The 26809-nt window shown below is 31.8% G+C and carries 19 protein-coding genes and 3 pseudogenes; 7 read left to right on the top strand and 15 right to left on the bottom strand.

What is annotated here, in order from left to right:
• Positions 1 to 61 precede the first annotated feature (61 nt).
• From ACW0JX_RS28570 to ACW0JX_RS28560, 3 genes are all read left to right on the top strand, one after another.
• Positions 62 to 1450, top strand: a complete 1389-nt coding sequence (locus ACW0JX_RS28570; RefSeq protein ID WP_459245858.1) for a S8 family peptidase — start codon at positions 62 to 64, stop codon at positions 1448 to 1450.
• Between the two features lie 1100 nt (positions 1451 to 2550).
• Positions 2551 to 4203 (top strand): pyridoxal phosphate-dependent decarboxylase family protein, encoded by a 1653-nt coding sequence (locus ACW0JX_RS28565; protein ID WP_459245857.1) that lies wholly within the window; start codon positions 2551 to 2553, stop codon positions 4201 to 4203.
• Positions 4204 to 4307: 104 nt separating this feature from the next.
• Positions 4308 to 4952 carry a GNAT family N-acetyltransferase gene (locus ACW0JX_RS28560; protein WP_459245856.1) on the top strand — a complete coding sequence of 215 codons (645 nt, stop codon included), beginning with the start codon at positions 4308 to 4310 and terminating at the stop codon, positions 4950 to 4952.
• Positions 4953 to 5794: 842 nt separating this feature from the next.
• On the opposite strand, the gene ACW0JX_RS28555 is transcribed toward ACW0JX_RS28560, so the two are convergent.
• Both ACW0JX_RS28555 and ACW0JX_RS28550 read right to left on the bottom strand, forming a co-directional pair.
• Positions 5795 to 6205: a hypothetical protein gene (locus tag ACW0JX_RS28555; protein ID WP_098178854.1), complete on the bottom strand. Its 411-nt coding sequence runs from the start codon at positions 6203 to 6205 to the stop codon at positions 5795 to 5797.
• Positions 6206 to 6310: 105 nt separating this feature from the next.
• Complete coding sequence (locus tag ACW0JX_RS28550; protein ID WP_016136230.1) at positions 6311 to 6508, bottom strand: helix-turn-helix transcriptional regulator; 198 nt, start codon at positions 6506 to 6508, stop codon at positions 6311 to 6313.
• A 151-nt stretch (positions 6509 to 6659) separates the two neighbouring features.
• On the opposite strand from ACW0JX_RS28550, the gene ACW0JX_RS28545 reads away from it, so the two are divergent.
• Complete coding sequence (locus ACW0JX_RS28545; protein ID WP_048538706.1) at positions 6660 to 7019, top strand: helix-turn-helix domain-containing protein; 360 nt, start codon at positions 6660 to 6662, stop codon at positions 7017 to 7019.
• A 193-nt stretch (positions 7020 to 7212) separates the two neighbouring features.
• Here ACW0JX_RS28545 and ACW0JX_RS28540 read toward each other — a convergent pair.
• The 7 genes and pseudogenes from ACW0JX_RS28540 to ACW0JX_RS28510 form a co-directional block, all read right to left on the bottom strand.
• Positions 7213 to 7406, bottom strand: a pseudogene (locus ACW0JX_RS28540) (DnaD domain-containing protein); the annotation flags it as partial.
• A gap of 263 nt (positions 7407 to 7669) precedes the next feature.
• Positions 7670 to 7816: pseudogene (locus ACW0JX_RS28535) on the bottom strand (JAB domain-containing protein); the annotation flags it as partial.
• Between the two features lie 146 nt (positions 7817 to 7962).
• A complete protein-coding gene (gene ltrA, locus ACW0JX_RS28530) occupies positions 7963 to 9876 on the bottom strand; it encodes a group II intron reverse transcriptase/maturase (RefSeq protein WP_459245323.1) in 1914 nt (637 codons plus the stop codon).
• 188 nt (positions 9877 to 10064) lie between these two features.
• Positions 10065 to 10244, bottom strand: coding sequence for a hypothetical protein (locus tag ACW0JX_RS28525; RefSeq protein WP_000858401.1), 180 nt, complete (start codon positions 10242 to 10244; stop codon positions 10065 to 10067).
• Between the two features lie 347 nt (positions 10245 to 10591).
• Positions 10592 to 10909, bottom strand: a pseudogene (locus ACW0JX_RS28520) (JAB domain-containing protein); the annotation flags it as partial.
• A 421-nt stretch (positions 10910 to 11330) separates the two neighbouring features.
• A complete protein-coding gene (locus ACW0JX_RS28515) occupies positions 11331 to 12548 on the bottom strand; it encodes an McrC family protein (RefSeq protein ID WP_459245855.1) in 1218 nt (405 codons plus the stop codon).
• Positions 12541 to 15114: an McrB family protein gene (locus ACW0JX_RS28510; RefSeq protein WP_459245854.1), complete on the bottom strand. Its 2574-nt coding sequence runs from the start codon at positions 15112 to 15114 to the stop codon at positions 12541 to 12543. The genes ACW0JX_RS28515 and ACW0JX_RS28510 overlap by 8 nt, the downstream gene beginning before the upstream one ends.
• 362 nt (positions 15115 to 15476) lie before the next feature.
• On the opposite strand from ACW0JX_RS28510, the gene ACW0JX_RS28505 reads away from it, so the two are divergent.
• Complete coding sequence (locus ACW0JX_RS28505) at positions 15477 to 16187, top strand: tyrosine-type recombinase/integrase (RefSeq protein ID WP_459245853.1); 711 nt, start codon at positions 15477 to 15479, stop codon at positions 16185 to 16187.
• Positions 16103 to 16495 (top strand): tyrosine-type recombinase/integrase, encoded by a 393-nt coding sequence (locus tag ACW0JX_RS28500; protein WP_459245970.1) that lies wholly within the window; start codon positions 16103 to 16105, stop codon positions 16493 to 16495. Before ACW0JX_RS28505 ends, ACW0JX_RS28500 begins: the two co-directional genes overlap by 85 nt.
• 42 nt (positions 16496 to 16537) lie before the next feature.
• On the opposite strand, the gene ACW0JX_RS28495 is transcribed toward ACW0JX_RS28500, so the two are convergent.
• The 3 genes from ACW0JX_RS28495 to ACW0JX_RS28485 all read right to left on the bottom strand — a co-directional run bounded on the left by ACW0JX_RS28495 (position 16538) and on the right by ACW0JX_RS28485 (position 22891).
• Positions 16538 to 20854 (bottom strand): trypsin-like serine protease, encoded by a 4317-nt coding sequence (locus tag ACW0JX_RS28495; protein ID WP_459245852.1) that lies wholly within the window; start codon positions 20852 to 20854, stop codon positions 16538 to 16540.
• Position 20855: 1 nt separating this feature from the next.
• Positions 20856 to 22046, bottom strand: coding sequence for an MBL fold metallo-hydrolase (locus ACW0JX_RS28490; protein WP_459245851.1), 1191 nt, complete (start codon positions 22044 to 22046; stop codon positions 20856 to 20858).
• 248 nt (positions 22047 to 22294) lie between these two features.
• Positions 22295 to 22891 carry a recombinase family protein gene (locus tag ACW0JX_RS28485; RefSeq protein ID WP_459245850.1) on the bottom strand — a complete coding sequence of 199 codons (597 nt, stop codon included), beginning with the start codon at positions 22889 to 22891 and terminating at the stop codon, positions 22295 to 22297.
• 212 nt (positions 22892 to 23103) lie between these two features.
• Here ACW0JX_RS28485 and ACW0JX_RS28480 point away from each other — a divergent pair, with 212 nt between their 5' ends.
• Positions 23104 to 23922 (top strand): endonuclease NucS domain-containing protein, encoded by an 819-nt coding sequence (locus tag ACW0JX_RS28480; RefSeq protein ID WP_459245849.1) that lies wholly within the window; start codon positions 23104 to 23106, stop codon positions 23920 to 23922.
• 446 nt (positions 23923 to 24368) lie between these two features.
• Here ACW0JX_RS28480 and ACW0JX_RS28475 read toward each other — a convergent pair whose 3' ends face one another.
• From ACW0JX_RS28475 to ACW0JX_RS28465, 3 genes are all read right to left on the bottom strand, one after another.
• The gene (locus ACW0JX_RS28475) at positions 24369 to 24731 is read right to left on the bottom strand and encodes a hypothetical protein (protein WP_459245848.1); all 363 of its coding nucleotides are present in this window, start codon (positions 24729 to 24731) and stop codon (positions 24369 to 24371) included.
• 690 nt (positions 24732 to 25421) lie between these two features.
• Complete coding sequence (locus ACW0JX_RS28470; protein WP_459245847.1) at positions 25422 to 25721, bottom strand: hypothetical protein; 300 nt, start codon at positions 25719 to 25721, stop codon at positions 25422 to 25424.
• Between the two features lie 76 nt (positions 25722 to 25797).
• Positions 25798 to 26475, bottom strand: coding sequence for a hypothetical protein (locus ACW0JX_RS28465; RefSeq protein ID WP_459245846.1), 678 nt, complete (start codon positions 26473 to 26475; stop codon positions 25798 to 25800).
• Positions 26476 to 26809: the final 334 nt, after the last annotated feature.

Here is a 26809-nt window from a genome sequence, read left to right as displayed (position 1 = left end):
TAGCTGTCCTTCTATTATTTTAATAGTTTATTAATCCATTAATGATCGAGGAGGTTGTTATATGAAATTTTTAAAATTTACTTTTATTTTCTTTATTTTATTGTCAATGATCCAATTCGTAGATTTAGTCCATGCCGAACAGGATGGAGAAAACTATTATACAATTTTATTAAAAGAGGATGGGAACTATAGAAGTGCAGAAGAATTAATTAGTAAATATAATGGAGAAATTTTATATTCTGTTAAGGAAATTGGGGTTTTGCAGGTAAAAGCAAAAGAGAAGGATATGAAAAAAATCAGTCATAGCTCTATTATTAAAAATTTTAGCAACTCAGTAAGGGTTAGTGATAAACAACCAATTTATGATAAAAATATTGGTGAGTTAAGTAATAGTAAATGGGATTATCAATGGGATATGAAAAAAATTACTAATGATGGTGAAAGTTATAAAATATTTTCTGGAACCAAAAATGTAACTGTTGGAATTATAGATTCAGGTTTGGATCAGGAACATCCAGATTTAAAAAATAATATCGTTTTTGGTTCTAAAAATTTAGTTCCAAGAAATGGACTAAGAGGAAGAGAACCGAATGAAACTGGAAATATGCATGACACTAATGACATTTTGGGCCATGGTACCAGTGTTGCTGGACAAATCGCTGCAAATGGACTGTTAAAAGGGGTTGCTCCAGGAATAGGTATTAAATCGTATAGAGTATTTGGTGGATTAGGAGGCGAGTCAATTTGGATAATGAAGGGTATTGTAGAAGCAGCAAAAGATGATGTTGATGTTATAAATTTAAGTTTAGGAACATATTTGTTGGATGGAACATATTTATTAAATGGAGAGAAATATGTAGGAGATATTGCGGAAATTGAAGGTTATAAAAGAGCTATCAATTATGCTAAAAGCCTTGGGAGTGTTACTGTTGCGGCCAGCGGTAATGATGGTTTAAATGTAAAGGATAATAATCAAATGAATGAATTTTTTAAAATGAATTTAGACTCTAAGGATATAATTTTTGAAGGGAATGTATTGGATATTCCTGCAAGTATACCAGACGTAGTCACTGTATCTTCAACAGGACCATCAAATGAAATTTCAGTTTTCTCCAACTTTGGAGAAGGATTTACAAATATAACGGCTCCAGGTGGTGATTTAAGATTATTAAGTCAATATGGTCCGGAAACTTGGATTAAGGAGAAACTTTTTGAAAAGGAACATATTATGAGTACTACTATAGGAGGTTCGTACTCTTTTAAATTCGGAACTTCGCTTGCAGCTCCTAAAGTTTCGGCGACATTAGCCTTAATAATTGATAAATATGGTTTTAAAGATAAACCATATGAAGCAGTTCAATTCCTTTACAAGAATGGTGTAGATAAGCAAGATAACAATACAAACTTTAAGCCAAAAAGTTTAAATGTTTACAGAGCAGTAACAAAATAATTATGCGTTTAGAAAATGGATAATTAAATAGTCATTTTTAAATTATGTGATAAATTTTATTGTACTCTTGCTATAACTTGAAGAGTACAATGTAGGAAAAAGAACTTGTAGGGTCGCTACAAGTTCTTTTTCAAATAATGTACAAAAGGTGAAACAAACTATCTCATAACTTGAATCGGAGCAAACATGTTGACCACGGGTTAATTTCATTATATACCAAATATTAACATAAGAAGTATCGATATTTGAAAATTTAGTTAATTAATACATAAAAATGAAAGTTCGTCTCCCCTTCCGAAAAATCTCAATTATTTATTTTATATAAGCCACCTTAAATCAATGGTGATATCTTAATAAGGTAGTAACAGTATAAGTGTAGGTAAATAAAGAATAATATAGGATTCTTACTAAAAAACACCTATATAGCTATACGTAACTATTAAACATAAGGTTATCCATCCGTCTCATCAGTAAACAACAATCAATACCCTTTTCTTTTCAATGGTTTAAATATGAATTAATGTGTAATTTCTATATAACAAAGAATAAAGCACCTACTTTCATAGGTACGTTATTGTATTTGATTAATTGTGTATCTGGTTGCAATTGCGATTGCCCCTAAAAGCAATATGCCAAATATTACGTCATCTGTTGTTGTCCAATTAAACATACTACTTCTTCTCCACTAGAACATTCTTTTAGCACTTTCACCTTAATTTTTTTATCTTTTCCCAACGATTTCTACAATTTATAAGGTAGTTGAGCCCTTTTATTCAACTACCTTATAATACGTTCTACATTATATAAAAATATCTATTACACTAGTTGAATACATGCTAGGGCAACATCCAAACCGAATAAACAATTAATTCAGAATTTTTTTTAGAAACTTCATTATCTCACAATTACTTTTTTAAAATAAATCAAAAAAATTTTCTTTACTTTAAATTCCATAGTTCATATAATCTTCTATGGAATTACATTTTTTTCTAAATAGCTCCTCATTTCTAAGTGTTCGAAAGGACAATTACAAATTATTATACCCTTATGTTTAACCAAGTAAAATAAAAATCCAGTTTTTCACAAGGAGAAGTGACTGCATGCAAGATATTTTAAAACTATTTCCGAGCGTTGACGGAAATGAAGAAAAACAACAACTTTTATTAGAATCTATGCAGAAAATAATTAAAAATCTTGACCGATTAAAAAATGAAGAGCGAGCTACTTTAGGTAAATGTGAGGAAAAATCCGAAGGATACTACAATGGCTTAATTCACCAAAGTCATATTCCACTAGCTGGAATCACTATGTCTGAGGTTATAGAAGAGCTAAACCAATTTATGAATGGTCATCCTTATCCAAATAAATATTACTTGTCTAACGCTGTACCACTACCAAGTATACCTTCACTATTAGGTGTAATAACCATGGCCCTTTTAAATGGTAATGGTGTTTGGGATGTATATGGTCCAGGGGCAGCTGAAGCAGAAGTAAAAGTTGTATCCATGCTTTCAAAACTGATTGGTTATAATCCTCATAATAGCGGTGGCTATACAACATGGGGTGGACAAGGATGCGTGTTTTCGAGCTTGCGCTTAGCAATTTCTAAACAATTCCCATCAGCAAAAGAACATGGCGCTCCACAAAATGTATATTGCTTTGCTTCTGAAAATGCACATTATAGTTTATTAAAGTCAGCTGAAGCAACTGGCATCGGGTCAAATCACTTAATAAAAGTGAAAACTGATCCTTATACAAATTCTATGGATATAGAAGATTTAGAGAATAAAATGATACAGGTTATTAAAAATGGCGGTATCCCCCTCTATATTCTAGCTACTATGGGGTCAACAGATACATTTACCATTGATGATATAAAAAAAATTAAAGAGAGCGCTGAAACAATACAGAAAAAATATAAATTAAAGCCTATTTATATCCATGCTGATTCTGCAATGGGCGGATTCTATAGCTTCTTTAATAATTATAATTTTGAAGAAAATCCACTCTTATTTGAACCTAATGTAAAAAATGCCTTACAATACGTACAAGATAAAATGCAATATATGTCTCTTGCAGATAGTGTATGTTTTGATTTTCATAAATTAGGACAAACACCTTATGCCTCAAGTATTTTAATCGTAAAAAGCCATACTGATTTACAACTGATGGACATTGAACAAGATGATACACCTTATCTTGGTAATAGATCATATGGTAGTTATCATACAGGCTATACCTTAGAATGCTCACGAGCTGGTAGTGCTATTCCAATGTATATCAATCTATTAGCCTTTGGAATTAATGGATATCAAAAATTATTAGCAAATTATATTCGTGTAAATCTATTATTTAGAGAGAAGTTGCGCAAGGCCCTGCCTCAAGTCGCAATCACAAATGATTTTACATTTGGACCAATTACAACTTTCCGTTTCTATATGAATGGAGATGGCCAAGAAAATTGGGAAAAAGAACGAATAGGCTTTGCAACAAAAGAAGAGATTGAGGATACAAATCAGTTAAATATAGACCTATTTAATTATCTAGGAAAAAATCGTGATCAAGTATTTTTTGGCGATACAACTCGTTCTTGTGTAGTAGATGTAATAAACAGTTGTGATAGAAATTCAATTTCCACATTAAAATTCTTTTCTATCTCTCCATATACAACTGTTGAATGTATAGATGAAATCGTAGCATTTCTTTATGAACATATTTCGATTGCTACTAAACAGATTTATTCATATGTTTAATAACCATATTTGTTAGCGCTTTAATAATTAAATTTAACTAAATTAAATAAAATTTTTAATCCTTTTAATCACTATTAACTATATCAGGAAAAGAGGAAAAACATATGAATATAGAGCTACTAGATACACACCACGTGAAAGATGCAGCACATTTACTTGCACATTCTTTTGTGAATAACGAACCTCTTGTAAGCAGTTTACAAATTCCTTTTGCTCCTTTTCACAAAATGTGCGAAGAAATGATGAAACAAGCTGTATCTCAAGCTATGTCATTTGTAGCAATAGAAAATTTTCAAATTGTTGGAGTTCTTTTAACAAAAAAAGTAACTCAGCCACTAATAGATACAGAGAAAGCGATTGAACTATGCCCGCAAATGGAACCTATTTTTCAACTTTTAGATACATTAGAGACAGAATCTATTGAATTTTCTCATTTAGATAAAGAAAAATTGGTCTATCTAGATATGGGCGCTTGTCATCCAGATTGGATGGGAAGTGGTATAGTCACTACCCTTCTTTCACATGCCATTCAAGAAATAAGTAAAAGAGATTATGATTTTATCGCTGCTTGTACAAATAAAATTTCTCAAAAAATCCTTAAAAAACTGTATACGACCTTTGAAATGAATGAAATAGTGTATAGTAAATTTCTTTATAAGGAAGCATACCCATTTGCTAACACAACAACTTCCTTAGCAGCACAATTACTATTTATACCTAAATCCCAATCCGTCATCGAGGCCATATAAGTTTGCGAAGAAGACTAGCTGTACTTTTGTGCAGCTGCTTTTTTATATAGAGTAAATTAGTAATAGATATTCTTACATAAGTGACACCTTTCAGACTTTAACTTCTTCAAATTCAATAGCCACTTTCTCAGCATGCCTTATTTCTCTGCTTAACCTACCTAAAAATCCCCTTCTATTTATTTCAACATGTTTCATCATGCTTTAATTTCATATGCTCTATTATTTCATCTATACAAGTACCTTAGACACTCCTCCCTATTTAATCATTAATCTTTTACTTTTTAAGTAACGATTGATACACATCTTCCCACTCTTAAATACTTTAAAATTTATTACCTAATAACCCCTTAACATTCCCTGCAATTCTTACAATTTTCATTCATTTTGTTTATCTATTCATTCATCCGCCATATCCTATATATATCCCTAATCTTTCCCAAAGAAACCAATGTAAAATTCATGATAAAAGGAAACAACCTTTTCATATTTAGCATTTAAGAAAAAAGAGTGAGAATTACTGAATTCTCCTTTCTTTCCATCCTTTTTAGAATCTCTTTAAAATCTAATTCTATTACATTCCTGCTAGGTAACATGTCTACTAATCATTAACCATTTGTATAGCTATATAAAGACTCTACTAATTCATTAAAGGAATCTCATTCCCCCTATCGAATTATTGTAGAGGAAAGGAGAGGAATACATGGAAATTCTAGGGTTAGACCCTCGCGTATTAGCGACTTTAGGTGCACTTGAATACACCAATCGTCGCAATAAATTAATCGAATACTCGGAGAATAACATATACGAGTGTAAAGAAATAAAAGAAATACTTCAATCACTCCCTAAAGAGAAGCAGATTGAGGTTCTTGAGAATCAAGCTCACTTTGAAGCTGTGGCAAAGATGATTGAACAAAACAATTTAATTCTTTTAGAACAGATGAAAGCTCTACAGCTAATTCAGAAATAACAAACTTATGATTAATTAATTCTACATATGCTTCTATATATAATGTCTCTTTATCTATACTACCAGCCTCTGTTTTTACAGGGGCCTTTGTTATGCGTTGATTCATATTTTGAATTTGAATGGTTTCTTTCACATGTATGAATAGATCTTCTAACAAACCTGGTGTAGACTCTAATTCCTGCTTTTCAATTTCCTCTGTGACGGCACTGATAAATTCCCATAGTACTTTTGCACCTAGTAGTTCTGCTAAACGTTTTTCACGCATTTCAAATGTTTTCATGTTCATATTTAACCACTTCCTTCTCCGTATTTTTACCGTTAATTAAATTGTTTATATTATGAGGTAGCTGCTATGTAAGGTAATTGAATTCTCACTCACCCCACTTGTAAACTATAGTTTACAAGTGGGCCCAAAAATAGATTCAACGCTTTTTCCCAAAACCTTTGCTATTTTTATAGCTAACTTAACGTTTGGTTGTTTTTTATTATTCTCTATCTCAGAAATATAAGTGCGCGATAAACCAACTTGTTCCGCTAATTTTTCTTGTGATATTAGTTTTTCTTTCCGTAATTCAGCTATCCTATTCACTGCTCTACTCCTCTCCGCTTATGTATTCATATAATTACAAATAATTGTAAATCATAGTTTACTAAATCGTCAACAATGTTTTACATGTTTTTTCTCTATTTTAGTTTCTTTTTGTAAATTATTGTTTACAATTGTAATAGGAGGATTACATATGAAGAAAACTCTTGGTGAAATTATTAAAAATTATCGATTAACAAATAAACTATCCTTGCGCGATTTTGCTCAAAAATGCGATGTTAGTCATACTTATATAGACAAACTTGAAAAAGGCGTAGATTCCAGAACAGGAAAACCTGTAGAACCAACACTATTAGTAATAGAAAAGATAGCAAACGCCATGAATATAAGTACTAAATCCTTATTAGAAGAAATAGGATTCATTGCAAAAGATAGTATCGAAGTACATAATACAGAATTAGAGAAATGGTTTACATCAATTAAAAGTGCCTCTCCCCAAAAACGAGAGGAATTAAAGAAGTTTTGGGAATTTATAATACAGAAAGAAGAGTAATATATCAAAAAGACCGCTACCTTAACAAGGTGGCGGTCGCTGGTTCGAACCCAAACGAGGTTATGCTGTTCCCTCCTTGATATTCAAGAGGGGTTCTTATGTATAACAATGGAACAGCTCTTTTAGGGAAGAAAATTCCATTTGACTTAAGACTCTTTTCGATATTTAGCTAATACTTGTTCTAAACGTTTACGTTCACCTTAGGCGTATTCTTTTCTAAAGCTATTTCCATTGCTTTGAGAACAAGTTCTACATTCAAATCTTCAATCCCCGCATTATTCCCTTCAGCTATAAATGGTTTACTAACTCCAAAGTTTGCTCGTTGAATGCTATTGGGTTTTCTTCTACTACTTTTCTATCACTTGAGCAGCTTGCTGCTTCTTTTTCCTTCATATCAAAAGCCTTTAAGCTAATTTTTCTCGCGTTAAGTTAGAGCTATCTTGTTAGTTTATTAGGCATAGATCCTTTTTTTCTTATCCTATATTTCTGACCTTTTAATATGTCCATTTCCATGAATCATATATTATGAATACTTTTATAAATCACCCTTACAAATAAAAAAGAATAAGAAGATCCATGCGAATAAACGCTTTAGAATCTTCCTATTCCTCCATACACACCCTTAAAAATAGTTGGCTTATTGCTCTGTATTAGATAATCCCCTTTTTCATTAAACTTACATAGCTGTTATCTCCAATAATGACATGATCTAAAAGAGGTATACCAATAATGTTTCCACACTCCTTTAATCTCTTAGTTACTTCAACATCTTCATGAGACTCCATACTATGTCCTGATGATAGCAATAGGTAAGACTTTGAGGTTATCTCCACCTTTTCCCCTGCTCTACACCGTGCGTGCAACTTTCATCGCACACGGCATGCCATCGTTTGCCTTCTATTTCATTTTCCTCAATCTACTTAGTTTAATTTAAATCCCTAATTTACTTGATTATTTCATTTCCAATTAACAATCTTAGTTTATTCAGCTTTATAAGTTGTTCCTCATTTAATTCAAGAAATTCAAGATACCTTTGGATAGTTTCTACATCTGTGGAATGGATTAGCCGGTGAACATCTCTAGTAATTAGCACTAAGTTGGAATAACTATCATCCTTCGTTTTACTCCATAATGTTTTATGATGGCAATCCATTTCCGTTAGAATCAATTCTTCCCCAGTTACTGCGCATTTTCCATTTTGGGCTATAAACAGCGATATTCGATTGTCATTGAATTCTATCGTTGTCCGTTCATTAATGATAGGGTGTTCCCTAATCCATTGAACTTGCCAGTTCGGAACCGACTTTTGTTCCCGATGTATTAGTTCTCGTCCTTCTTTGGTAAATTTATTAACACTATTTTTGGGCATTAATGCTGTTTTTGTTTTAATGAACCCAATAGGAATGAGGGGATATCCATTAATATATCTTGTCATCTTTGATTTTAAATAAGGTTTAATGCCTTTATCTTTGATTGGATAATTGGTTGTTTTTCGCAATGAAAATTGCTTTAATCGTTGACGTTCTATTTGTGTTAATTGGTATTGTATTGGCATCAAACTATTGACTACTTGCGTCGCAATTTGATAATAATTGTGAATGCCAATAACCATACTATTATAAATTCGAACGTTCTTGATTAATTCGTTTCCATTGGGAACTCTTTGCATGAGTTTGATTTGGTCTTTGAGTTGTTTCTTAATCCTCTTTCGTGCTTTTTCTGCTATATGTGATTGACAAACGTATTTTCTGCGGCCAAAACGGTCATATCCTTTTCGTTCCATTTTCAGTTCAAAGCCGAGAAACTCGCTACTTTTCTTTTTCAGATTTGTAATTTGAGATTTCTCCCCAGAAATAGGAAGGTTTAACCGTTCCTCTAGCCACATTTTGCTTGCCATGAAAATCTTTTCGGCATTTAATCGCGTTGTAGTAAAAATTTTAAAATCATCTGCGTAGCGGACAATGTACATTTCTTTTAATGTAGATGTTTTTCTAAGTTGTTGATAGCGATATTGACGATTATACCATCCTGTTTTCTTATTAAAATAGTCGTTAATCGTTCGACACTTTTTACTTTCCCATTGGTTTGCAATCCACCAATCAAATTCATTTAAAGTGATATTCGCCAATAGAGGGGAAAGTATTCCACCTTGCGGTGTCCCTTTTGTTGGATGTACGATTTCTCCATTTGGTAAAACAATAGGCGCTTTTAACATTTTACGTATAATCACAAGTAATTGTTTATCACGAATACCCATTGTCCAAATTTGTCGCATAAGCTTTGGATGTTTCACTTCATCAAAGAAACCTTTAATGTCTATGTCCACTACATATTGCATTTTATTATTGTTTATTCGCCCATTACATGCAGATATTGCATTTTCAGCTGATTTTGTCGGTCTAAACCCATAACTATATTTATAAAAATTAGCTTCACATATAGGTTCCAGTACTTGTAGAATACATTGTTGTGCAATTCTATCCCACATAGATGGAATACCTAATGGTCTAGTTTTTCCATTAGGTTTTGGAATTTCCACACGTTTTACTTTTCGAGGATTATACTGTTTAAATCTTTTCTTCACAATTCCAATAAACTCATGGGTTCCAAGCTCTTCAACGTCCTTTATCGTAACTTCATCGACTCCAGGCGTGGCACTTCCGTTATTCCGTTTAATATTTCGATAGGCGAGTAGAATGTTGTTGTCTGAAGTAATGATTGACATGAGGTTTTTAAATTTTTGTTTATCCTTACTTTTTGCATAAAGTTCATCGAAGATTTCAGTCATGCCATAATACTCAGCATGGCGTAACCTTGTATTTTTCATTCTAGGGATCTTCTTAAAGTTTTCGTTCAAGGTATATCACGCTCCAATCTTGGCTCGTGACCTTTTTAGTCATACGAGAATCCTTGAGATGATTGAGTTGAAATAGTTTAGGCGAAACGACTTGAGGCTATTGTTCCATTTCCATTACAGAAACTTCATCACTCCTGCCTCTACTCTCACTATCATAAAAGGAAGTTATAGATATATTCCTTTCCTCCCTACCACTTCATAGAGTGTGTACTCTCCATGTTGATAGCTTTCCACGTTCCCTTAACTCTATCTATTCTTAACTTAGGTGCTAGCTCTTGCCTGGCGTCCTCTCCATCGCCTGTAACGATGCATGGAGCTTTCGAAACCACCATACTTACTCGCCCACGGAACGCACTTGAAGTTTTCATCAAGTCTACTCATTTCTAAGTAGTTTCACTTACAGACATTTCGTTCGCTAGTTCGTCAGTGTTTTATCACATTCTCACCATATTAAGTTTTTCACGACTCCCGACCTATCAGTTGTACCAACCACCTCTGGTTAGCTTTCGGTTACTCATGAGTACTACGACAACTTTCAGCCGACTTCACCGAGCTTCACACCCTATTCTTATACACATTCGAATAACGCATGTCGGAGTATTAGAGTAGGCATTTCAAGGCGTTACCCTATCATTCTACCTATCGAGTTAAGAGTTCACGACTCCCTTACTTGCCATAAATGACGTTCAGACAGCGTGCGTAACCTTTTCAGTTAGGAACGTGTCGCACGATGGTTATGGAAACATACTATTGAAGATGCATTGTTTAATATTGCTGTGCGGAACGTCTCGCGTGGATGGACTAACGATGAATCAACAGTTCCTTCGAACACAATGCTACATCCAATAATTTCATTCTTTGTGTTTAAGTTAAATACACCAAAAATTTCATTAGGTCTTGATTCTATATCAAATATAATCTGTGCAAACCGTACAGCATCCGCTGGACAAGTGATTTTCTTTTTCTCAATATCATAAATTCGATTACTGTCTTTTACCAACTTTACAGATTGAACCATAATTTTCTTACCCATGTCCTTCTCCTTTCGAAATAAAAAAGACGAGACTGCTCCTCTCATCTTTTTTCACCTTCTTTTGTATTTTGAAATTCAAAATTCTTACTTCCTTATTACATTTCTTAAAAAGTTAAGACATCCTATCACATCCTTGTTAGGTCAATACTTGTCCTATTCCATAACGCAAAAAAACCTCCCAGGAATACATTCGTAATACAAATTAGCGTATATGTTTTATACACTTACTTGTAATGAATCGTAAACCCGAAAGGTTTGTGGTTATTTAGGAATGATTAAAAAGGAAAAATTTTCTTGAACTTATTATATAATAAGTTCATTTCTATTTCAATTAAAACAAACTGAATATTCATACTTCCCCAAAAGAGATTTGATTTCTATAATAAAAGACACCCCTATTCAATCGAGTGTCTTTACAAAATTATTTAACTTGTTTTTGTAGAATTCCCTCTAATTCTCGCACAGTCTCGGAAAATTCATCAATTCTTACCGTGCACATTTCAATAGTTTTTTCTGTATCAATAACTTCCCACACGGGATGTATAACTTCTCCATCTTGTTTCGGATAAAGCAGAATACACCTTTGAATTTCCTTATAAGCAGTTACATACGCATACATTTGATAAATGTCACTCTGAACATAACTACTTCTTCCATTATTTGTTGCACTTTTCCACTTCGTATCCATGATTATCACATTATTAATCACAAAATCTGGTTTTAATAAAATGTTCTGGCGTCCACTCTTCTTATTACGTAATAGCCTCTTTTCTGCATGTTGACTGATTATTTTATTATTACCAATAGCCTCTTGTAATGCTACTTCAATATATTTTTCAAACAACATATTCATTTGAAATAAGAAAGAGAACGATGATGCTCCTCGCCCTTTACTATAAATCGTTGCCCGCTCAACGATTAGCTTAGCAAATAAAGCAGCTTGACGAAAACGTTCATTCTGTCGGTTAAATGTAATGCTTTTAAATTCCTTCTCTGTAAAATGTACTACATCCACAGGTTCTAAGTAGCCTAAACAGCGCTCAAGATAAAGTTTTAAAGTATGTATTTTTGTATGCTTTTTTACAATGAGCAATGCACATTTAAATAGCTGGTTCAAAGAGTTATTTTCCGTATATTCATCAAATGCACAATATGCTTTTGTTTTTTGAAATACATTCTTATAAATGTGTTTACTAAGCTCGAGTTTGCCACGCAGTGTATTTAAATTTTCTTCATGACGTTCGTATGTTTTATAAGTCCCTTTTCTGAGTTCATTCAGCAAACGGGTAAGAAATGTAGCAAGAAATGCCGTAAGCAGTTCTCCTCTATCCTCGCCATTTAGTACTTCCTCATAAAATGAAACCGGCAAAAAGCCTGTAATTGAAAGCATTCCTAGCAATGCCTTTCGATCGTCAGTAGGTGTGAGTTTTAATTTAGGAATAATTTCGTACCGCACGTCCGAACATTGTATCACGCCAACATAATTAATAAAGCGCATTCGTTTGTACTTCTGATCAATCACTTGGTCATTTGGATATTTCTCTTCAATATACCGTATAAGCTCATCAAATTGTTCTGCTGTAACGTCGTTTTCTGTAATCCAGTCATATGCCTCACGCACTATAATTGTCTTATTCATAAATCGCTATTAGCTCTTGCGCTGTTAATTTTCGTTTTACTCGGTACAGTGCAGGAATATAAATAGATGGCTTTTGTTTAAACAGTTCATTTACATTAACTTCTTCTTTATAAACAATATATTGATCTTCTTTTGAACTCCCTATTCCCCCCAAAACAAGACCAATCTTTTCCCAATCATCATAAAAATACTCTTGTAAAAGTGGAATGATTTTCGTTTGAAAAATAGCTATAACTTCATTATCTGTTTTCGCGTTTATAAAATACGCATGCCCAATCATATGATCGCGATCATACAGTACTTCAATCCGCTTATTAATAACAGAAAGCATTTCAGCAAGGTCAATTTCATCACCAATCGATTCAAGAAGATCAGTATTTGGCATGATTTCTTCAAACACAAAGCGGCGACGTAACGCTGTATCAAGCAAAGCTATAGAGCGGTCAGCCGTATTCATTGTCCCAATTACATATAGATTGGGAGGTAACGAAAACTTCTCTTTTGAATAAGGTAATTCAACAATCAATTCATTACTTTGTGTTAAACGCTTATCCTCTTCCAGTAACGTTAATAGCTCACCAAAAATCTTAGAAATATTACCTCGGTTCATTTCATCAATAATTACAACATGTTTTTTCGCATTCGAATAATCAAACGAACCGTTTTCCAGCAATGCCTTTTGAATAATTACCTTTTTCTCTTCTCCTTCAACCTCAATTTTTTCTTCTTCTGTTGTATCTTCCATTTTTTCTAATATCCAATTTAGTACAGACCAATATCTCGTCTGATTACACCCACCAATCGCCTCACGAACAAACATAGTATTATTCTTCCAATCAATATCATGATCCTGAACATAGCGATACAGGCTTAGTAAACGATTCTTTGAAACTATTGAACTAGTTTTTACATCTTCACTCGTTATAACAATATTATTTTGCTCTGAAATGTATGAAATGAAATTTGTTGTTCCTGTTTTTGATTCGAATTGAATATTATTCTTCAGACCATTTTCAATCAGGTAATCATATAGTTGCTCAAAACGAACTTCATTAGAAAAGTCCTGACTAGTGCTTTGAATTCCTTCATACATCGCTTCAAGAGCGGCTTTTTTCAAAATACCATCTGTTGGTACAAAGTTCCCTTTCCCATCAGATTTCAGCCCTTCTATAAAATCTTCATATCCATAGGACTGATGAAACGTTACGAGATGAATTTGTCCTGCTTTGGTTAAACGTGAAAACTCTTGTTGTAATGCTTCTCGTCCATCTACCTTCAGTTCCTCATATGTTCTTTTATCGATTAATTCAAGAGCACGTTCAACGATTTGATATGTTTTCCCTGTTCCAGGCGGCCCAAAAAATACATAGTTTCTTGGATCTGAGTCTGACACTTCAGTAGATTCTTGGGGCCTATTGCTAATTTCCTTTCCCTGCATAAATACTAAGTTAATTACATTTTTATTTTTCACTTCATTTAATGTACTACGATATCCTCCGTAACCTATGAACTCTCTCTCCTCAGTATTAATCCACTCGACTGGAAGGAGATGCCCGTACTCCTCGGAGAATTCATAACCATCGATAGTATCTTTGGTAATTTTTCCAACAGCGCTAACCCGTAACACTGATCTTGTCTTCCCATCAACCTTTCGAGTAAAAGATGTTTTTAAAGCAACAAGGTCTCCCTCTTTCATTTTTAAAAATTGCTTTAATGCTTTTTGTCCTGCTGATGTTTCTTCTTTCTCATCAATGATATCCTCAATATTTTCTTCTTCTAGAAAAGATGATAAATCCTCATGTGAAAATCCTATCGCTATGCAATTGTTTGCCAACAAATAATCTTGGATGGAACGATCTTTTCCATATGTATGTCCAGCTAACCAATAGTTTGTATTCTTAGCAAGGGATTTATCCCGTTCGGAAAATGTATCCCAGATAAATCTTGAAATTTTTTCATTAGACCAATCTAAAAAAACACTTTCTTTCTTAATAGCATGTAACACTGCATGATTCAAAGCAATTGCATTCTGAGGAGTAAGCAATTCATCTTTTATATGTAATTCCTTCCCAAGTTCAATCAATATTGGTGGTGAATAAATATTTAAAAATTTCTCTGGAACATAAATATTTAAAATTTTTAGCATTATCATATTATAAATTGGTAAATCTAATGTAACAATTTCAGAAATGCGGCCTTCCTTTGCAAGTTGAATCGCTTCACAAATCCCCTCTTTTAGAGCTCTAAATTCTTCTTGTAACTGTTCATCTTTTAATACCACTTTTTGTTTACCGTAACTTTTACAGTACTCACCAGTTTTAGCAAGATAAATACCGAATTTAGCAGAATTAGCTCCGCCAATGCCGCCTAAAATATTTTTTCGCTCGAGCCAGTAATTAAAACAATCTTTTGTTTTGGTATTTGCATATTCTTCTATGGTGAGATTTCTTAAGGATTCTAATGGAAAACGTTTTACGAATTCTTGGCGCCCTGATTCTTTTTCAGTAAGCAATGAAATATCGGGTTCAAATTGAGTAGCTTTTTGGTTGATGATTTGAAGCTTCATCTTGGAAATTACCCCCATTTAATTTTATAGATTAATTATAGGATATGAGGAGATAAGAAGGAAGTAATTGGGTGCAGATTAATAGATTTCGTGGATTAGGTTTGAAAATTGAAAAGTAGTTACCTCCCATAACTTAGCTATGAGAGCGCCACTTTGACAGGGTGGAGGTCGTGAGTTCGAGCCTCTCCGGGGTCATAGTTGTAAATGAGACCGTATTTTACAAGGGTTTGTAAGTGTTAAGGTTTTATCCTTTGCACACCAAAAATCATCCTAGTGTTGCGGCCATTTACTTTTTAGGGTGCAAGTCATTCACGTCTTCTTATACGGTAAACCAAATTACCGATATAAGGAGGCGTTTTATTTTGTCCAGAACAGGTAAAAGAGGTAAAGCAAAGTTAGGTCGTACAAGTATTGAGTTTAAACAAGTTGAAACTTACACATTCCAAGAGTTATTTAACATTTATATGTTTGCAAAAGAAGCAGAAGGACTTGCAAGAAGAACACTTGAAAATAAGAAGGTATATTTCTTAGTATTTCATCGATATTTAGAAGAATATCATGAAGACGTATCACCTAATACAATCGATACAAATACTATTAGAGCGTTCTTGTATTACTTGAAAAACGACCACGTTAAGCATAAAAATAACCATTGTGTTAGGGAAGAATATAAATCCGTTGGTGTCTCCGTTTCTTATATAAATACTATCATGAAGCATATGAGGGCATTCTACAACTTTCTCGTTGAAGAGGATTATGTACATTTAAATCCTTTTACAAAAATTAAATCATTAAAAGAAGCAAAAGATAATATAGAAGCATTATCCGTTGATCAATTAAAAACTTTACTTAAACAGCCAAATCAACGAACATACGCAGGATTTAGGGACTATGTATTAATGATGTTACTTGCTGATACGGGAATGCGTATTAGTGAAGCGTTAAACCTTCAACAAGAGGATATTGATTTCAAAACGAATGTGATTGAATTAAAACTACTAATACAAAAAAACGTAAAATTCGATATGTACCGATTTCCCATAAGACTAGTAAGCTACTGCGTGAATTACTAGTTGAAATTGAGGAATTTGATACCCTGCATATATTTGCTACTGTTTATGGGAATATCATTGATCCTGCACGATTTAGACAAAGATTAAAAACATATGGTAATAATGCAGGAATTAAAGCGATAAGGGTCTCTCCTCACACTTTTAGACATACATTTGCAAAGTATTATTTGCTTAATAACGGCGATGTGATGACTCTTCAAAAGATATTAGGACATTCATCAATTGAGATGGTTAGAAAATATATTAATATGACAAACAAAGATATATTAAGGCAACATAATAAGTATAGTTTGATCAATAATCTATAGGGGAGGAGTAGCAATATATCACTCCTCCCTTATCTTTTCATTTTAAAAGATATTAATTTTATATAATGAATGAACCTTTTGTATATTTTCATTCTCATAAACATAAGATTCACTTATCTCTGCTTCCCCTTCACTATCATTCCGTTCCTTACTTATTATTTGTTTCATTCCTAAATTAGTCCATACTAGCGTTAAATCATTCTCCTTTAAAAATCTATCTAAAAATTCTTTTTTAACATACAACCCTTTAAACTTATCATTTGAACTTATAAAAACTAAATCCTCTCCAAGTAAATATCCATTTTCACCGTTCCACTTTAAATCTAAATCACTAAAAAATTTTACTGACGGAAGGATAAGATTATAGTCATATTTAGTTCTAAATGAATCTGAGTCTCCTTCAGAAGAATATTCATTAGTAGTTGAGATCAACTTAAATGGTAATTTTCCCCCCACCACTTCCTGATCTTGTTCATGATTTCTTAAGATATTTTTGAAATGCGGGCTCCATGGGTACTCACCAAGCCACCCTTCATATAAGCTATCATATCCTTCAGGCATCCAACGCCCCATGAAATTTTTATCTTTCACCCATTCCTTATAAGCTGACATTTTTTCTTTTTCTATTAGATAACTTCTGATCTGAAACCAAATATTTTTGTACGGATATTTCTCCAAATCATATTCGGTATAAGAGTTGAAATCAAAATATGCTTTAAGTAAAATCCAGTCATCTTGATGATAATTCTTTGTCAATTCGGATTTGATATCTGGTACATCTTCATTCCTTAACCAATCCTTACATGGTAAACCCTCTACCAATCTAAAATCGTAATTTAATGTAGTTGTAATAAAATCATTTACTACTTTTGTATTAGGAACTGTACTTTGATCTATTCCTCTATGTCCCAAAGCTTGTTCAAATGGAATTATTTCCTCTACAATCCACTCTCTTCTTTTTTTACAATAGTTATCCTTTATTTGTCCTATAATTCTATTTAAGCAGATCTTCTGATATTTTTTCCCTACCCTTTCAACGAAATGATCTCTTCCTCTTCCAGCTCCATATGTATATCCAATATACTCATCTAGCCCCTCTAACCTCTCATTATATCCCATCTCTAGTACATCTCTATAGATAACTCTGCCCAATTCCTCTTTCGAGATAGGATAATCACTTAATTCGGTATTAAGAGTATACTTATTAAAATCCCCATCTGTACAACTGAAGTGCAGGTCCTGATAATTCTTTTCTTTAAGTAAATCTTTCATTTGCTTTTTTGTTGGGGTTATTAATTTTCTACTACTATATGGCGGTCTAAAATCTTCTATCCGTTTTCCTTCCGGAAAACAATTTAAAACCACAGAGAGTTCCGCTATTCCACGCATATAATCCCGTATTACAGCATTATTTGTAAGCCCCTTCTGAAAATAACCAATCCATATATAGTCTACCAGCTTTGTGAGATACTCTTTAGTTCTGTTTTTAATTAATGAACCATAAATAGCACCCCAAATTCTTTCACTTATATAGTCATCATCTACATATCTAAATTCTTCTATTGTAGGAATTATTACTTCTGGATATAAATAAAAAATATTACTTAATGCTTTACTAGAATAATCCCTTAAATCCAAATCATTACTACCGCAAAACCATGAAAGAATTATGCTCCATAGATTCATAATTTCGATATCAAGACCTTTTATTTTTAAAGCTATAGCCCAATCAACAATTCTTTTTACTTCCGATTCATTACTGTATCCCTTTAGAAGCCAATAACCAAGAAAGGCATCTCTATGTACAATTGGCTGTCCTTTAAATAATTTATGAAAATACCTTGCGTTAAATAAGTTCTTTGGTCTAAGCGAAAGAGATATAATAGTTAATAGAGCTTTTTTTATTAGTTTTTGATCCTTGCTATTCATCAAAGTTTTTCTTATTATCATTTCACTTTTGTGAGAAAATGCCTCTTCACTTCTCCAATAGAAAGAGTCTAGTATTATTTCATACAATAAACCATCTTCAATATCCATAATTTCAAATAATTCTAAATGGTATCTTTCAGCGACGATTATTACAATCGCCTCTATAAGACCTCTGTACGAAGTTGGACTCTCAAACAGTAAAAATAAGTCGCCTTTTTCTTTAAATGCTTCTTCTAACTCTGACTTTGATTTATAGTTCTCCAAGAACTTTTCAGCTAAAATAAATTCAAATAGCCTTTCAAATGCAAATGAAATTGTTGGCCCTTCAAAATCATCTTCCTTTAATAAATTTTCGGAAATTAACATTTGAAAAAATTCAGTTTCCAAACTTGGCTTCAATCCATCTACTAGTTCCTTTGCATCTCCCCAAGAAAGATACAATTTCCTTCTATTATGCATTTCTAATGCTAATAGTTCTACAGCTTTATGGATCAACTTTTCTTTTTCCAAGAGCTTTTTAAACTCTTTTGAAATTTTTCGATTCTTTTGTTTCAAAAACTCTTCTATAAGATCATTAATTCCAAGAAATTTTGTCAAAAAATGTTGTTCTTTATTTTCTGCTAGTGTTTCACAATACATTTTTAAGAACAATGGATTAGAAAACTCCTTCTGCATAGGGGGAATTGATGGGTTTTCTAAGTTGTAATACCTAAAATATTCCGTATAGGCTTCAAATTCATTTGCTTTGAATCCTGTATGCTCAATAACCTCTATCTTGACTTCATCTGGGAATGTATCATCTAGATAAGTTGTTCTACAGGACAGTACTATTTTTAACCATTTATATCTATCAAATTTTGCTAAAAATGATTCTAGATAGTCCTGCCAATACTCCCTATTACTAGTCTCATTAATTGCATCAATGTACAATATTACAGGCTTATCAATATCTTCACCAATATTATTCAGTTCATACAAAAAGTCATCAAATATTATATCAGTAGGAAAATCTAACCTATCTTGAATTACTTCTTCTGGGGATTTATCCCTAAAGTATTGACCATAAAATATGATAGATGGGATACCAAATTCCAAGTTTTCCTTAGCTAAATCACATATGCTATGAGTTTTACCAACCCCGGCTACTCCAGTTAAAAGTAACTTTTTTTCTAAAGATAGATTGTATTTACTATATTTTATATACTTTTCTACCTTTTTTAAAGCTCCTTCTAATTCCTTCAAGCTATCAATATGCCTAGTAGGAAATGATACATGATATTCAGCCATGAACTCCTTAAAACGTCTATTTAAGTGTTGCCCCTTACCATGTTTTTCTTCAAATTTCTCAATTAATATTGGCATACAATCAGTTATTAAACCTCTGATATTATTTATTTGTTCAGTTAATTCAGAAACTTTATTTATAGTTTTCCTGTCTAATTTACTAACATTATAGTATTCTATAATTGCTTCCAAAACTTTGTAAGTTTCACTTAAAATTGCTTCTCCCAATTCAATACATCCATTCGGAGAATCCCTTTCTCTATCCCCCCTGCTGTTATTTTGAATAGATGATTTCCACCAAAAAGCCTTTTCTTTCAAGTCACTTATTAAATTCTTTACAGACAATTTAACTTCATTTCTTCTACTAAAATACAACAATTCATCTTTCAATATGGTATTAACATTTAAGTTAGGCGTATATCTAGGACCAGCTATTTTAATTGCTTCATCTAACTTATCTTTGAACCATCCCTCACATAATTCAATCCCATATTTCTTAAAAGCATTATTCCTTAATTCTTTTAGTTTTATAAAGTCAGAATCAAATCTTTGATCAATGATATCCCTGAATAGCTTTACACTAATTCCCTCTAATTTATCGTTAGTATCTTGTCTAACTAGCATACCTATTATTTTATTATTTACGATAATTGGTGCTCCTGAATAACCATTGTATCTCTCTAAATTATTATCAGTAACTTGTAATAGAATATCTACCTTCTTATTATTAACAATTTCTTTAGTTTCAATTTTATTTATTATTCCCCTTACTTCATAACCATTAGAAAAAGTTTCAGGATACCCATAAGTCTCCCATTCAAATTTTTGTTCATTTGGATTTATCATTTCTATTAAGTCCAAAAAATTCACATCTAAAATTTTATTTTCTAGTTCTATTAAAACAACATCTGTATTGCTATTTACTGAATATTCTAACCCGACGGTTCTACCTTTTGAGATTACAGGTTGATCACCCAAATTACAAAAAGATACTTCTACCTCTTTTTCTTCAATGGATTCACCTCGCTTTATAACATTGTGCCTAGCTGTCAAAAGATATTTTTCTGCAATTAAAAATCCAGTTCCATTCTGACCTTTAATTTTTATCTCTGCTACTATCCTCTTCAGGTCCGTATTAAATGCCATACTAATACCTTCTTTCCAAGACTCTATCTTTGTCATTTATACAAACCGTATAATTATATTTTCTCTTCCACTCTTCATTATCTAAATAAAATGCCTTATCAATTGGATAGTTGAAAATAATCGTTTTCCTATTAGTTGGATTTGTCATCACAAGATTAGCTAATGTTTCATAATCTGGGTGTTGGAACTTTTCTCCATTTGTTGATATAATAAAATCCTTCGCTGTTACTTTCTCCAAAAAACTTCCATCAATATTATATTTACTGCCATGATGTGACAGCTTTATCATTTCAAAGTTTAACTCATATTTCTCTCTTTCAACTAAAACCTGTAAACTTTTTTCTATAGTATTAATACTAGCATCAGATAAAAACAGAAATTTTTTATCGAAATTCTCTATAATAAACGCAATTGAACTTCTGTTTACTACTGAATTATCATTCCCCAATAAAAGTTTATAATAACCCTCTAATTCCTTTTGTGTAGATATCTCTTCATTCCTTGTGTAGTATCCCTTTAACCTTGAAAGCACAAATTCAAAAGCATCCTTCAGCCTTTTATCTTTTGGCAATTTAAAATTAAACTTTCTTTCATCTAAACAATTTACCCATTCTGTTTCAAGTTCTGTTAACTCATTAGTTGTAGGGGATAAAATTAATATGCTTGTATTTGAATCCAATTCTATTCTAGGTACTCTATCTGCAACTATCTTCCCATTTTTAAAGAAAGTATTTAAACTGTACCCTCCTTCTTCTATTAAGGCAGAAAGAGACACTCCTTTAATAGCACTTATTTCTTCACCCTCAACCTCAACTTCATAACCCCTTCTAATAATTTCTTCGACGATTTCTTCCTCTATCTCATCAAAGCACTCATCATAAGGTAGTGTCCTTATTTGTTCCAAGCCATTATGCCATATCTCATCTATCTCTATTATATTTTCCTCTCGATTTTCTTTTAAAAATTTTAAGGCACCACCAATATGGTCTAGATGTATATGAGTGTTAATTAAAATATCTAATTTTTCTCCCTTATTAGAAATAGACCTTAATTCTCTTTTAAGGAACTTGTCATATGTTTTTGCAAATCCTGTATCAATTAAGATATTATACGCCTTTTTATTAACGTTACACGAAAACAAAAAACTATCTCCATACGAAGCAGGAAATATTTTTAAAGTAATACCTGTCATAATGTCCTCCTGTTTTGCTAATTTTTTCTGAATAAAAATGTAATAACCTCTGCCACATCTAGTAAATTAAAATGCTATTCAATAGAATATTCATACCTTTCCCTCAATCTTCTATTCCATTAATCCTAAAAACTATCTTAAAATTATATTTAGAATGTAGGAGCAGATGTGCTTATACATTATTCAGTATACAGATCAATGAAAAAGGTAATATGTGCCCCCATACCTGTTTTTCTCTATATGATAATTCATTTTATATAACCATTTTTCTGTAATCTTACTGCTCTATAAAGGGTCGCTCTACTTATCTTGGTTATTTCTTCAATCTCTTTAACAGTCATCTTATTAGTTTTTCTATTGTGAAATAATCTAAGGGCATATTGTAGTCCTCTATTATTCTCTGTGTATTTCTTAGGCCTTCCTTTATAGACACCTCTTTGCTTGGCTGCTTCAATGCCCTCTAATTGTCTTTCCTTAATCATTTCAGCTTCAAATTCAGCTATACTAGATAGAACAGTGATCATTAACCTGCCAATTGTCGTACTTGTATCAATTTTATCTCCACCCATGTTCAAAACAATAAGGGAAACACCCTTACTATTTAAGTATTCGATGGTGTTTAAAGCATCCTTTGTACTTCTAGCAAACCTATCTAACTTCGTAACAACAATACTATCACCTTCTTGAACTGTCTCAAGGAGAAGATTGAACTGCTCTCTATCTTCTTTCTTTCTTCCACTGACCTTCTCTTTAAAAATAGTTTTACATCCTGCTTCTTGTAGTTGTTTAATTTGTGCACTTAAATTTTGACTTGCCGATGATACTCGACCATAGCCATATTTCATAGAAATCCCACCTTTATTTTTGATACATGTATGCGAGACATTTATATCCCAAGTATATCAAGCACCTCAAAACGTATCAATAGGGTGTACTCAAATGATACATAGCAGTTTCAGAGTAACTATTATTTTTAAACTAAAATCTCAACAAAAATGAAATCTATACTATTTTAATGTTAAAATTATCCTAAAAATACACACTGGAGCGTAATGACATGAAACCAAATGAAGAAATTGTTTTACAAAATAAATTACTAATTAGGCACGATTTACTTGAAGAAGGACTAACATTAACTGAAAGAGAATCAGTGATTCATGAACGAAAAAGATGCGATATTTTATTTAAGGATAAGAAAGGAAGAAACCTTTATATCGAAGTAAAAGAATTAGCAGATGATAAAGCTATTGAACAAATTCTAAGATACAGAACACTAGTTGGAGACAATAATTCAAGGTTTATGTTGGTTGCAAATTACCCAATAAATGATATTTACCAATCAAAATTACAGGAATTACAAATAGAGTATATGAGTATAAATAAAAATGATATTCAAATACAGTTAAAGAATATAGTCGAAATACCAAAAGGAAATTCTATTTATCGTACTAAAGAAAACATTATAAAGAAACTAAATAAACAAGGCACTATTGCAAGCGATATTTACGATTACATAGCTAACAACTTACATACTTTAGACACCTCCATTATCTGTAATATCTCAGATGGAATCATGTTTCAATTAGTACAATGTAACGAGAAATTTTTATCCATATCAACTATTGGAAACCGCTTGCTATTTCATTTCCCTAATGGGAATCGTGACAGTATATACGTCAAATATAAAATTACAATTCCAGAACTATACCGTTACAAAGATAGATTTTTAGATAATTTAGATAACGATAAATATAAAGACAAAGAGCCTAATCAAATTGATATTAAATTGAAACATGTTACAAGTCTAGAGTATATCAAGCCACTTATTAATGAAGCATTTAAACAGGTATTAATGAGCCATTGGTCACACATCTAAAAAACATAAAAACTGTGCACTAGTTCAATGTTTCAGGTGTTTACTATATCCATAATTTTTCATCTAAAATTGTAGGAGCAGGTGTACTTATACACTATTCAATATATAAATCATTTATAAAAGTGATAAGCATCCTCTGCCAATGCTCTAATCCAAAAGTATTTATAAAGGATATACTTCGTTTTACAAACGTTTATATAGTAATACATCCGCTTTTACAACCAACAAATCACCTAATTTAATCCCCTACTTAAAGGTATACCTTAATAAACAAACAGACACTTATTATAAAGTAAGTGCCTGTTTACAATTACACACTTTATTTATTTGTTCTGAATACTCTCTAATGTGATATTGGCGAAAATATCCTTTATTTTTTCACTTCGCTTGAAATTATCACTAAAATATTTATTCAATAAATTAACGTACTCTTGATTTCTCTTTTTTTAATTCACTACCCCATCGGATTGGATATGGTCTATGCTAAGTTGAATCAGTTTTGTCTTTTCAGTATCACTTAGTGCCATCCAATCATGCCCTGTTATAATTTCCATCTCACCTTTCCATAAGCGCATTCCATCCTCTTGCTTATTTGTAAGCTTAATTTCTTCGGTGGTTGATACATTTTCCCCGCTTATTTTTCCATCTACCTTAATTGAAGCACGATTAATCTTTAAATATTGACCATCATTAACCTTTATGTATCTTTCACCAGTGAAGTTACCATTCTCAATGATAGTTTTCAATCGAGAAATTGTACTTCCACTATTAATAGAGCAATAACCCGATCCATTTTGAGCAATTAGCATATATCCACTACCCTTCGATTACTCAAATATTATGAATGAATAATGACAGACACTAACAAGTATTTAAAAAATTTAACTTTGAATTTTTGGCAAGCTAATAAAAACAAGATACACTTCACCCAAAAAATCCGCACACAGTTAAAATGGGTAATATCCCCAGTATAAAATACACCGATAAACATGGTGAAAATATGGCATGAACCCACAATAACCTTTTTACCGATTTTAAAGAAATGTTAATAGCAAATAATAAACGGAATAACAATTTGATGGAAAAAGAAAAAAATATATCTTCAATAATTGAAGGTATAAGTTCTGATAACCCATGTGGATTTATCTATATAACTACCAATCTAGTCAATGGCATGCAATACATCAGTAAACACACTAAGCTTGGAGATAATTACCTTAGAAGTGGGAATTTCCTTCAAGAAGCCATTAAAGAATTGAGAGAAAAAAATTCGAGAGAGAAATTCTCGCTTATGGATATACAACTGAACATTTGAATGATCTAGAAAAATCCTATATTAAAATCTTCAGATACCAAATATATTTATACATTTCTAACATTTGTTTATCATAATAGGTGTAACATATACGATTACCGTTACACCTATTCCATATCATCACTTTCTTTCGATAAATCCAATAATGGGTTTTTCTCCTGTTGTTGTGCTCCATTCACAGTTTTTAATTTTTTTCTTCGATTCTTAACTTAGCTAATTTTACAATTTGCATTAAATGCTTTCCATATTCGTCCAATAAAATATCTAATTCATCAATGCGCTCTACAGCTTTACGATGATAGACTATGTACTGACAAAGTTGAGATAAATCTTCAGAATCTGCTTCAGACAAATGATCATGAAGTTCAACAAATTTCTCAAACATCTTTTTCTCTTCAGAATGTAAATAACTTGCTGGCTGCAGTTTAGGTGGTTCTACTCCCATAACCTTTGTTTCTTCTTCCTCACGGGTTCTTCTAGCCATTTTCGATAAATTTCTATTACTTAAGTGTACAGATTTAAAATACTAACGACAAATACGGTAACTAAATCAAGTAATATTAATTATTAATAATAATCGCCTTTTTATCATATTCAATTTCAAACTCAATAATCTTCTCTATTATTAAGTTTAAAATATTACTTAGAATCTCATCACTTAAATTTTGTAGGTCTTTAATTTTTTTTTGAGTCTCTTCTTCAATAATTAGTATTTCTGACTCCCAATAATCATAGTCGTGTACAATATTATTTCTTATCAGCCTTAAGGAATCTATTCTTGTTATTAATTCAGTTAAATCAATCTGCAAATCATTATTTAAACGTAAAATCTTTTTTCTTAAGTTTCTTAAACTTTTATTTTTCCCAATAGTAATATTGATAATATTATTAAAAAACTTCTCTATCTCCGAGTAACACAATATAATAAATGTCATTTTTTGAAACTCTAAAAAATCTGTTTCAATACCATATAATTCGTCCTCAATGGTCATAGTCATTTCATATTCTGAAAATGTATACTCTCCTAAATACTCATCCTTAATTGTCCTATTTTCAGGATTTTCGATCTCTTTTTCAAAATCTTTAAGTTCATTCCTTTTAACCTTAATATAATCTTCATAATTATCTTGAGAATAGTTATAAAACCTAACTAAATTTTCAATCCTATCATAAAAGACAATAAACTCTATTCTTCCAGAACTTGAATCCGCAATTTCTGTATAATTTAGCATAATCATATACTCACTCCTTTTTACAATAATATAGATAAATGTTTACTAATATATTTTGACCATTACTATGCCTATTTAAAATCTTATGTTATATTACGATGTCAATTAAAAATAATCCATTATACCGAGTAAATGTCTTAGTGGAAACACCTGAATTGATAGGAAATATAATCGCCATAGTTCTAAATGAGGAATGATTGTATCAAGAGCGTAATAAATAATAAAAGTATTAATATAAACAATCCTATTACTCGTATTAGTAATCATAGGGATGCTAACGTTTTCTATCACTATGTGAGAAGATTTGTTTTACAAAAAGGCAAGATCAAGAGAGGTAAGC

Source organism: Bacillus sp. C-3-6 (assembly GCF_054509685.1).
Note: the sequence above shows the minus strand (reverse complement) of the source record. Positions and strands in the feature narration are given on the sequence as shown.